General features: G+C 65.7%; 9 protein-coding genes. 2 read left to right on the top strand and 7 right to left on the bottom strand.

Annotated elements, in window-relative coordinates; translation table 11 throughout:
• Positions 1-4: 4 nt before the first annotated feature.
• The 6 genes from pepN to N5D48_RS24575 are packed head-to-tail and all read right to left on the bottom strand — an operon-like array spanning position 5 to position 6,521.
• The gene (gene pepN / locus N5D48_RS24600; RefSeq protein WP_279888632.1) at positions 5-2,662 is read right to left on the bottom strand and encodes an aminopeptidase N; all 2,658 of its coding nucleotides are present in this window, start codon (positions 2,660-2,662) and stop codon (positions 5-7) included.
• Between the two features lie 12 nt (positions 2,663-2,674).
• A complete protein-coding gene (locus tag N5D48_RS24595) occupies positions 2,675-3,505 on the bottom strand; it encodes a DUF2797 domain-containing protein (RefSeq protein WP_279888630.1) in 831 nt (276 codons plus the stop codon).
• On the bottom strand, positions 3,502-3,762 hold the full coding sequence (locus tag N5D48_RS24590) for a DUF1315 family protein (RefSeq protein WP_011532970.1): 261 nt from the start codon (positions 3,760-3,762) through the stop codon (positions 3,502-3,504). Before N5D48_RS24590 ends, N5D48_RS24595 begins: the two co-directional genes overlap by 4 nt.
• Before the next feature lie 13 nt (positions 3,763-3,775).
• Positions 3,776-4,663, bottom strand: a complete 888-nt coding sequence (locus N5D48_RS24585) for a rhomboid family intramembrane serine protease (RefSeq protein ID WP_279888628.1) — start codon at positions 4,661-4,663, stop codon at positions 3,776-3,778.
• Positions 4,660-5,631 carry a metallophosphoesterase gene (locus tag N5D48_RS24580; protein ID WP_279888626.1) on the bottom strand — a complete coding sequence of 324 codons (972 nt, stop codon included), beginning with the start codon at positions 5,629-5,631 and terminating at the stop codon, positions 4,660-4,662. Before N5D48_RS24580 ends, N5D48_RS24585 begins: the two co-directional genes overlap by 4 nt.
• Complete coding sequence (locus N5D48_RS24575) at positions 5,631-6,521, bottom strand: NAD(+) kinase (protein ID WP_023632574.1); 891 nt, start codon at positions 6,519-6,521, stop codon at positions 5,631-5,633. Before N5D48_RS24575 ends, N5D48_RS24580 begins: the two co-directional genes overlap by 1 nt.
• 44 nt (positions 6,522-6,565) lie before the next feature.
• Between N5D48_RS24575 and N5D48_RS24570 the strand changes: the two genes are divergently transcribed.
• A complete protein-coding gene (locus tag N5D48_RS24570; RefSeq protein ID WP_279888625.1) occupies positions 6,566-7,552 on the top strand; it encodes a DUF1853 family protein in 987 nt (328 codons plus the stop codon).
• A gap of 224 nt (positions 7,553-7,776) precedes the next feature.
• Entirely contained in the window at positions 7,777-8,322 is a 546-nt protein-coding gene (locus N5D48_RS24565) for a cytochrome b (protein ID WP_279888624.1), read from the top strand.
• On the opposite strand, the gene N5D48_RS24560 is transcribed toward N5D48_RS24565, so the two are convergent.
• Positions 8,313-9,206: a pyridoxal-phosphate dependent enzyme gene (locus N5D48_RS24560; protein WP_279888623.1), complete on the bottom strand. Its 894-nt coding sequence runs from the start codon at positions 9,204-9,206 to the stop codon at positions 8,313-8,315. The two genes, N5D48_RS24565 and N5D48_RS24560, sit on opposite strands and share 10 nt — an antisense overlap.
• Positions 9,207-9,360: the final 154 nt, after the last annotated feature.

Below are 9,360 nucleotides of genomic sequence, written 5' to 3'. Positions count from 1 at the left end.
AGGCTTACGCCAGGCTCTTGCTCACCACCTCATACACATCGCTGGACAGCGCCCCGGACGCGAGAATCCGCTCCAGCTCGCCCTTCATCAACGCCTGGCGCTGGTCGTCATACTTGCGCCAGCGGGTCAGCGGTGCGAGTTGACGCGAGGCGATCTGCGGGTTCAGCGCATTCAGCTCGATCACCAGGTCCGCCAGGAAGCGGTAGCCCGAACCGTCGCCAGCGTGGAAGTTGACCAGGTTCTGCCCGGCGAAGGCACCGACCAGCGCCCGCACCTTGTTCGGGTTCTTCAGGGTGAAGGCCGGGTGCTGCATCAACGCCTGGACCCGCGCCAGGCCGCCCGGCAGGGCGCTGGCCGCCTGTACGCTGAACCACTGGTCCATGACCAGCGGGTTGTCCTTGAAGTGCTCGGCGAATGCCTCCAGTGCCTTGGCCCGCTCGGCTTCGAACGGCGAGTTGACCAGCACCGCCAGGGCGGTGAGGCGCTCGGTCATGTTGTCGCAATGCTCGAACTGCTCCAGGGTCGCCTCGAGTACCTGCGCCCGGCCGGTCAGCATCAGGTACGACAGCGCGATGTTCTGCAGGCTGCGGCGGGCGAAATGCTCGGCCGAAGCCACATACGCGGTCTTGCGCGAAACCTCGCGATTGGCCTGGTAGCGCGCCCACAGGGCGTCGAACAGCTGCTCGGCGATCTGCTGGCGGGCGAACTCGCGGGCAGCATGGATCGCATCGACATCGGCCACCGGGCTGATCTCAGTGAGGTACGCCTCGCCCGGCAGCGAAAGCATCTCGGCGACCATGGCCGGGTCCAGCGACGCATTGCCGAGCACGGTGCCCAGGGCGGTGATCAGGCGCTGGTCGAGCTTGAGCGCTTCGCCACGCTGGTGCTGGCCGATCAGTTCCTGCAACACCTGCACCGACAGCTGCTGGCCCGCTTCCCAGCGGTTGAAGCCGTCGCTGTCGTGCTGCATGAGGAACATCAGCTGGTCGCGGTCGTACGGGAAGCTCAGCTTGACCGGCGCGCTGAAGCCGCGCAGCAGCGACGGCAGCGGCTTGGCCTTGATCCCCTCGAAGGTGAAGGTCTGCTCGGCCTCGGTCACCGACAGCACGCGGCTGCCGCCGACAGCCTGCGCTTCGCCGACCAGGCGCAGTGGCAGGTCATTGCCCTCGGCGTCCAGCAGCCCCAGTGCCACCGGGATCACGAATGGCAGTTTCTCGACCTTGTCAGGGGTCGCTGGGCAGCTCTGGCGGAAGGTCAGGCTGTAGGTCTGCGCGGTGGCATCATAGGCCTCGCTGACCTCCAGGCGCGGCGTGCCGGCTTGGCTGTACCAGCGCTTGAACTGGGTCAGGTCGACGCCGTTGGCGTCCTCCATGGCCTTGATGAAGTCGTCGGTGGTCACCGCCTGGCCATCGTGACGCTCGAAGTACAGGTCGCTGCCCTTGCGGAAGCCCTCGGCGCCCAGCAGGGTGTGGACCATGCCCACGACTTCCGCGCCCTTCTCGTACACGGTCAGGGTGTAGAAGTTGGAGATCTCGATGAAGCTGTCCGGGCGCACCGGGTGGGCCATGGGACCAGCGTCCTCGGCGAACTGGTGGGTGCGCAGGTAGGCGACATCCTCGATGCGCTTGACCGTGCGCGAGTTCATGTCGGCACTGAATTCGGCGTCGCGATATACCGTGAAGCCTTCCTTGAGCGACAGCTGGAACCAGTCGCGGCAGGTCACGCGGTTGCCCGACCAGTTGTGGAAGTACTCGTGGGCGACCACGCCCTCGACCCGCTGGTGGGCGGCATCGGTGGCGGTCTCGGCGCGGGCCAGCACGCAACTGGAGTTGAAGATGTTCAGGCCCTTGTTTTCCATCGCGCCCATGTTGAAGTCGTTGACCGCGACGATCATGAAGATGTCCAGGTCGTACTCGCGGCCATAGACTTCCTCGTCCCAGCGCATGGACTTCTTCAGGCTGACCATGGCGTGGTCGCACTTGTCGAGGTTTTCCGGCTCGACATAGATGCGCAGGGTCACATCGCGGCCCGACTGGCGAACGAACGTGTCTTCCTTGCACCAAAGGTCACCAGCTACCAGTGCGAACAGGTAGGCCGGCTTCTTGAACGGGTCTTCCCAGGTTGCCCAGTGCCGACCATCCTCTGCTGGCCCGTCGCCTACCGGATTGCCGTTGGACAGCAGCACCGGGTAGCGATGCTGCTCGGCGATCACCGTGGTGGTGAAGGTGCTCATCACATCCGGACGGTCGAGGTAATAGGTGATCTTGCGGAAGCCCTCGGCCTCGCACTGGGTGCAGAACATCTTGCCGGACTTGTACAGGCCTTCCAGCGCGGTGTTGCTCTCTGGGTGGATCTTCACGCTGGTGTCGAGGGTGAAGTGCGCGGCTTTGGGCTGCACGGTCAGGCTGTCGTCGCTGAGCTGGTAGTCAGCCGCGTGCAGCTCGACATCGTCCAGCGACGCCCGCAGCAGCTCCAGCTGCTGGCCATCGAGCACCAGCGGCGGCAGGCCGGCGCCACGCTCGGGGTTGCGGCGCATGACCAGCTGCGCGTGGACCAGGGTATGGTCCTCGAACAGCTCGAAGGTCAGGTGGGTCTCGTCGATCAGGTACTCGGGGGCCTGATAATCCTTGAGGTAGATCACTTGCGGTTGTTCGGTACGCATGGTGACGATCCTTTACTGGAGCACGGCCAGTTGATAGGCCGTGTACTTGCGAATGTTGATCACGCCGGTGTCGAAGATCAGGTACTGGCCCTTGATGCCCAGCAGCGTGCCTTCCACGACCGGGTCCTTGTCGAGGTTGAAGCTGACGATCTTTTTCGGATAGGCCTCGACCGGGTACTTCATCTGCACCACTTCGGCGTCCGGCAGCGGCTGGATCGCCTGCAGGCCGAAGCGCTCCTGCAAGCCACGGATGCCCTCGGCGCAGGCGTCGAAGATCTGCTCGCGGATCGCCGGCAGGTCGAGCACCTCGGCATCGCCCTTGAGTAGCGCGCGCCAGTTGGTGCGGTCGGGCACCTGGCTGCGCAGCACATCCTCGACCAGGCCCGACTGCTGGCGGGTGGCCACGCGCATGATCGGCAGCGCCTGGCTGGCGCCCTGGTCAAGCCAGCGGGTGGGCAACTGGGTGGCGCGGGTGATGCCGACCTTGATGCCCGACGAGTTGGCCAGGTACACCACGTGGTCGGTCATGCAGAACTGCTCGCCCCACGATGGCTCGCGGCAGGTGCCGGCGTCGTAGTGGCATTTTTCCGGAGCCATGATGCAGACGTCGCACTGGGCCAGCTTGGTCATGCATGGGTAGCAGTAGCCCTGGCTGAAGCTGGTCTTGGTGCGCTTGCCGCAGTGGCTGCAGTGGATCGCACCGAGGTACTCCAGACGGATCGACTGGCCGATCAGCGGGTTGACCGGCACCTCGGCTTGGTCCAGGCGGAAGCTGTATTGAACGACCGGCGCGTCGAGGCGCACCGCCATCTTGCTCAAAGAGCCACGAGCGAGTTCGATCAATGTACCGAGTCCGACTTGAACAGGATGTTGGCGATCGGCGCGGACTTCGAGGCGCATTCCTGCGGTCCCATGTAGCCAGTGCGCTGCTCTTCGGGGAGGTTTTTCATCTCCCAGGCGATCACCGCCTGCAGCGACAGTTCTTTCTGTTCGGCGGTCAGCTTGCGGCCGTCGGACCATTTGCCGATCTCCACGGCCGTCTTCAGGCTCTCGTAGATCTCGGGGGTGATGTTTTCGATCATTTGCGCGAACGTGGACATGGTGTCTCCTCAGTCAGGCGGACAGTCTACGCCTGGCAAGCCATCCGCCCAAGAGGCCGGTCAGGCATCCGATGAGCAACCCGCCGACATGCGCAGCGTTGGCGATCTGGCCGAAGCCCAGTTGGCCGACCACGCCGCTCAGGCAGATCACCAGCCAGATCAGCATCATCACCAGCACGCCCTTGGGCAGGTTGAACTGCGGATTGGGCGCTAGCCATTGGTACAGCCAGACATGCCCGAGCAAGCCGTAAAGCACTCCGGACAGGCCACCGAACAGACTCGGGCCGCTGGTGAAATGCTGGGCCAGGTTGGACACCAGGCTGAACAGCAAGGTCAGCCCCAGCAGCATCCACGGTCCCTGGCGCAACTCGATGCGCTTGCCCAGTTCCCAGTACCACAGGCCGTTCATCGCCAGGTGCAGCACGCCGAAGTGCAGCAGCATCGGCGACACCAGGCGCCACCATTGGCCTTCGGCCAGGCCTTGGAGCAACGGAGTGAAGTACAGGTAGTCGCCCTGCACCTTGAACGACAGGAAGGTGAACCAGCCGATGGTCGACAGGTTGTCGCCCAGGCCGGTTACCCCGGCGACCACCAGGCTCAGGATCAGCACCGCGGCGGTGACCTTGCAGGCCAGGGCCTGTTCCTTCAGCGACGGTGGCGTTGGCGCATCCGCCGGCAAGCCAGCTGCCACAGGGGCCGGGATGGCTTGCAGGTCGGCATTGCCGTCGGGAAAGCGCTGGTACAGCTGGCGCACGTCCTCGGCCATGGCGGGCGGCGCCCACAGCACCTGCTCCCCGCCCTCCTCCACCACCCGGTGCGGCACCTGCAAGCGGCGCAGCAGGGCGACGAAACCGCTGAGGTCGACCGCCAGCGGCAGACGCAACACCTCGATCACGTTCATTGGCTGGCCTGCGGGCGTTCGACATCGACCCAGACGAACTTGTGCGGATCGATACGGGTTTCGTCATCCAGCCGATAGGCGGCCAGCTTGCCGTAGAGCACGGCGCTGTAGTCCAGGCAGGCGAGGTTGGCGCGGATCGGCGCCGGGCGGCCACTGCGCCAGTAATGGCCGACGAACAGCAACGGCTCATCCTCGGCATAGCGCAACAGGGCGTTCTTCTGGCTGTGGCTCAGCGGCGTGCGAGCCACTTCGTCGGGCAGCGCGTCGGGTTGGAACACGATGTCACCGTAGGTCTGTGGGTCTTCCTCCCAGAACTTGGTGCGGAAGAACGCGCGGGTCAGGCCGTCGCCACCGGTCAGCGTGAGGCCGTCCGGCAGGCGCATGTCGGTGCCGCGTAGCAGGCGATTGCATACCGTGGCGGCATAACTGCCGGACACCGCCGAGGCCTGCACGAAGTGCTCGTCGATGCGCCCGTCGGGGTATTGCCTGCGCAGCGGTTCGATCAGCTGGCGGTCCCAGCAGGCATGCACCAGACGGAAACGCCCGGCGTCGAGGAACAGCGGCAGCTGGTAGAACCACTGGATGAAGTCATGCCAGTCACCTGGGTGCTGGGCGAACTGGGTGAGGGTTTCGTCGATCAGGCGAGCATGCCGTGGCGTATGTTCGCGCACATAGGCCTTGCCGCTGCCGGGCAGCGCCGGGGTGACCCAGCCCAGGGCGTTGTATTCATGGTTGCCCATGATACACAAGGCCTGGCCGGCCTCGACCATGTCGTGGACGATGTGCAGCGCCTCGCGGATGCGTGGGCCGCGATCGACGATGTCGCCGAGAAACAGCGCCTGGCGCCGTGGGTGGCGCCAGACCCCGCCCACCCGCTTGTAGCCGAGCGCATCGAGCAAGCGCTCGAGGGTCAGCGCACAGCCGTGCACGTCACCGATGATGTCGAAACTGCGCGCCGAATCGAACATCAGTCGTCCCTGCCTCCCAGGCGGCTGCCCCAGCCGAGCTTGGTGCGGCAGACCTCGTAGTAATTGTGGTCCAGCGGATGGATCAGACGCAGCTTCTGCGGCTTCTTGCTCACCGTGATGGTGTCGCCGGGGGCGCAGGTGAAGTGGTTCTGCCCATCACAAGAGACCTGCGGGTAGATCTGCAGGTCCTTGGACACGACGATCTTCAGCTCGCTGTTGCCGTCCACCACGATCGGTCGCCCGGACAGGGTGTGCGGGTACATCGGCACGATGACGATGGCATCGAGCTTGGGGTGCATGATCGGGCCGCCGGCGGACAAGGCGTAAGCGGTCGAGCCGGTCGGGGTGGCGACGATCAGGCCGTCGGCCTTCTGGCTGCAGACGAACTGGCCGTCGATGTAGATCTCGAACTCGATCATTCGCGTCGACTTGCCCGGGTGCAGCACCACGTCGTTGAGCGCGTCGCCCTGGCCGATGGCCTCGTGATGACGGCGCACCTCGGCCTGCAGCAGGAAGCGGTTCTCCACCAGGTAGTGGCCGTCGAGCACCTCGGCGACCTTCTCCTCCAGCTCGTCGGGGCGGATATCGGTGAGAAAGCCCAGGTTGCCGCGGTTGATGCCCAGCACCGGGATGTTGTGCCGGGCCAGGGCGCGGGCGGCGCCGAGCAGGCTGCCGTCGCCGCCGACCACGATGACCAGGTCGCAGACCTCGCCCAGCAGCTTGCGCGTGGAGGTCTGCAGGCCGTGGCCGGGCAGCACCTCGGCGATGGTGTCCTCGAGGATCACGTGCAGGTGGCGCTCGAGGAGGAATTTTTTCAGTCGGCGAATGGTGTCGAGCACCTGGGAGCTGCCAAGGCGTCCGATGATACCGATATTGCGAAATTGCTCCATGGTGCTCCTGCAAGGCTCTGCGCCGGTGTGACAATGCCGGGATTATGGGCGAAACGACCGGCCAGCGGCAAACCGGCTATGCTCGCAGGATGATGCCCTTCGCCGACCTCCAGCCCCTGCCCCGCCAGTTGCGCCACCCGGCCGTGCGCGACCTGGCCTGGACGCTGCTGTCACCGCCACTGCTGGCGCAGGCCGGCTGTCCCCAGCGCCACCCGCTCAAGGCCAGTGCCTGGGCACACGACCCTGCGCGCCTGGCGGCCTGGCTCGCCACGCTCGACCAGGAGCCCGCGCCCCTGCTCGCCTGGCTGGCACGCCTGAACAGCCGGCGCCTGGGCCTGTACTACGAAAGCCTGTGGCAGTTCGCCCTGCACCAGGCCCCGGGCATCGAGCTGCTGGCGGCCAACCTGGCGATCCGTGACGGCGGGCATACCTTGGGCGAGCTGGATATCCTGGTGCGCGACCGCGAGGGCGACCATCACCTGGAACTGGCCATCAAACTCTACCTCGGACCGCCGGATGGCAATGGGCAAGACCCGGCGCATTGGCTCGGCCCCGGTTGCCACGATCGCCTCGGCACCAAGCTGGCGCACCTGGCCGGGCACCAGCTGACGATCTCCGGCCAGCCCCATGGCCGTAGCGCGCTGGACGAGCTGGGCATCGCCGAGGTCGAGGCCCACCTGTGGCTTGGCGGCTATCTGTTCTATCCCTGGCCCGGGCATGCCGAGGCGCCTACCGGCGCTCATCCGGCGCATTTGCGCGGGCGCTGGCTGCATCGGCAAGATTGGGTGGACTACCTCGAGCAATGCCCGCCAGGACGCTGGCAGCCGCTGCCCCGGCATGGGTGGCTCGCGCCAGCGCGGGTGGAAACATCTTGGTCCACGAGCCAGTTCGACGCTTGGTTGACCGGGCTGGATGTGTTCGCCCCCGCACAGCTGCTGGTGCGACTGGAACAGGATAGCGACGGTGCCTGGCAGGAGGTCGAGCGGTTGTTCCTGGTGGCGGACAGCTGGCCGTCCTTGCCCGGACTTTGAGGTAGGCAGGTCCGGCCCTTTCGCGGGTAAACCCGCTCCCACAGGACCTCCTCCACATCTGAAGGTGACACAACACCTGTGGGAGCGGGTTTACCCGCGAAGAGGCCCGAGCAGGCAACACAAATTTCATCGATCTGGCGCAAGGATCGATTCCCGACCGCCATTACAGTAGTACCTGAGCGCCAGCAAGAGCGCCCCAATGGACCTGATGACGAGGACCCACCATGGTTTCATCCACTCCCGCGACCCATTACGCGCGCTGGTCGATCGCCCTGCACTGGCTGATGCTGGTGCTGCTGGCCGCCGTCTATGCCTGCATCGAGCTGCGCGGCCTGTTCCCCAAGGGCAGCGCCGAACGCGACCTGATGAAAGACCTGCACTTCATGCTCGGCCTGACGGTGTTCGCGCTGGTCTGGCTGCGCCTGGCCATGCGCCTGTCGCGCCCCACCCCGCCGATCGTGCCCAAGCCACCAGCCTGGCAGACTGGCCTTGCGCACCTGGTACATCTGTTGCTGTACCTGATGATGATCGGCCTGCCGCTGGCCGGCTGGACGATCCTCAGCGCGGCCGACAAGCCGATTCCGTTCTACGGCCTGGAGCTGCCAGCCATCGTCGCGCCCGATCCGGACCTGGCCAAGTTCATCAAGGGCTGGCATGAACGCATCGGCAGCTGGGGCTACTGGCTGATCGGCCTGCACGCGCTGGCCGGGCTCTATCACCACTACGTGCGACGCGACAACACGCTGCTGCGCATGTTGCCCTACAAGTAGCCGCGCCGGCCCTGCAGGCCACCGGTGTGCAGGAATACCAGGCGGGTGCCGGGAGCAAAACGCCCGGCCTCGACCTGGCCGCGCAGGGCCAGCAGGGCCTTGCCGGTGTAGAGCGCCTCCAGCGGCATGCCGGCTTGCCGTTCGGTGTCGGCGATGAACGCCAGCAGCGCGTCGTCGATATGGGCAAAGCCGCCACGGCTGGCGTCGTGCAGCTGGTAGCCGTGCACGCCTGCCAGCGCCACGACGGTTTCCGGCACGCCGTGGTCAAGCGGCACGGCAAGGGCGCCATGGACCGCATGTCTGCCCGCCTCCTCGAGCACCAGCCCCGCCAGGGTCGTGCCGGTTCCCGCCGCCAGCCACCAGGCGTCGTAGTCCGTCCAGCCGAGCGTTGCCAGTTGCGCCCGGCATTGCTCGACGATCAATCCGCAGCCCTGCGCGCCGGCCAGGCCGCCACCGCCTTCGGGGATGCAGTGCCAGCCTGGGTACTGTGCCTGCCAGGGCTGCCAGAAACCGGGCTCATGGCGGGCGCGGTAGCCGCCGAAACCGAGCCAATGCAGTTCCATGCCCAGGGCTCGCAGATCCTGCACCGTCGGTGTTTGCCGGGGCTGACCACGCAACAACCCGGCGGTGGCGAAGCCGAAGCGCTTGCCAGCCGCAGCCAGGGCATGCAGATGGTTGGAATAGCTGCCGCCCAGGCTGATCAGGCCCGGGGCATCGGCTTTGCGGGCCTGAAGCAGGTGATGGCGCAGCTTGAACCATTTATTGCCGCTGATCAGCGGGTCGATCAGGTCCAGACGCAGGACCGCAGCTTCGACTCCCGCCTGGCGCAACCAAGGCAGGTCGAGGCGTTGCAGGGGGGCTTGAGGGAGAGAAAAATCAGACATGGACGCAGTTTATCTGATCATTCAATTGCAAATGCGCTGCTCGTTGCCGTTGCCGTTGCCGTTGCCGTTGCCGTTGCCGTTGCCGTTGCCGTTGCCGATCAAGAGTTTATCCCAGCAACTCACTAGCGACAGCTGCGCCAGCCCAGGCGCCGCC

Origin of the sequence: Pseudomonas sp. GD03858, from assembly GCF_029840925.1 — a bacterium.
GTDB lineage: Bacteria > Pseudomonadota > Gammaproteobacteria > Pseudomonadales > Pseudomonadaceae > Aquipseudomonas.
Note: the sequence above shows the minus strand (reverse complement) of the source record. Positions and strands in the feature narration are given on the sequence as shown.

What these genes read in the sequence shown, in the direction of transcription:
- N5D48_RS24575 (WP_023632574.1), bottom strand. Translation starts at nt 6,521, where the DNA reads ATGGAGCAATTTCGCAATATCGGTATCATCGGACGCCTTGGCAGCTCC.
- N5D48_RS24560 (WP_279888623.1), bottom strand. Translation starts at nt 9,206, where the DNA reads ATGTCTGATTTTTCTCTCCCTCAAGCCCCCCTGCAACGCCTCGACCTG.
- N5D48_RS24580 (WP_279888626.1), bottom strand. Translation starts at nt 5,631, where the DNA reads ATGTTCGATTCGGCGCGCAGTTTCGACATCATCGGTGACGTGCACGGC.
- N5D48_RS24590 (WP_011532970.1), bottom strand. Translation starts at nt 3,762, where the DNA reads ATGTCCACGTTCGCGCAAATGATCGAAAACATCACCCCCGAGATCTAC.
- N5D48_RS24585 (WP_279888628.1), bottom strand. Translation starts at nt 4,663, where the DNA reads ATGAACGTGATCGAGGTGTTGCGTCTGCCGCTGGCGGTCGACCTCAGC.
- pepN (WP_279888632.1), bottom strand. Translation starts at nt 2,662, where the DNA reads ATGCGTACCGAACAACCGCAAGTGATCTACCTCAAGGATTATCAGGCC.
- N5D48_RS24565 (WP_279888624.1), top strand. Translation starts at nt 7,777, where the DNA reads ATGGTTTCATCCACTCCCGCGACCCATTACGCGCGCTGGTCGATCGCC.
- N5D48_RS24570 (WP_279888625.1), top strand. Translation starts at nt 6,566, where the DNA reads ATGGGCGAAACGACCGGCCAGCGGCAAACCGGCTATGCTCGCAGGATG.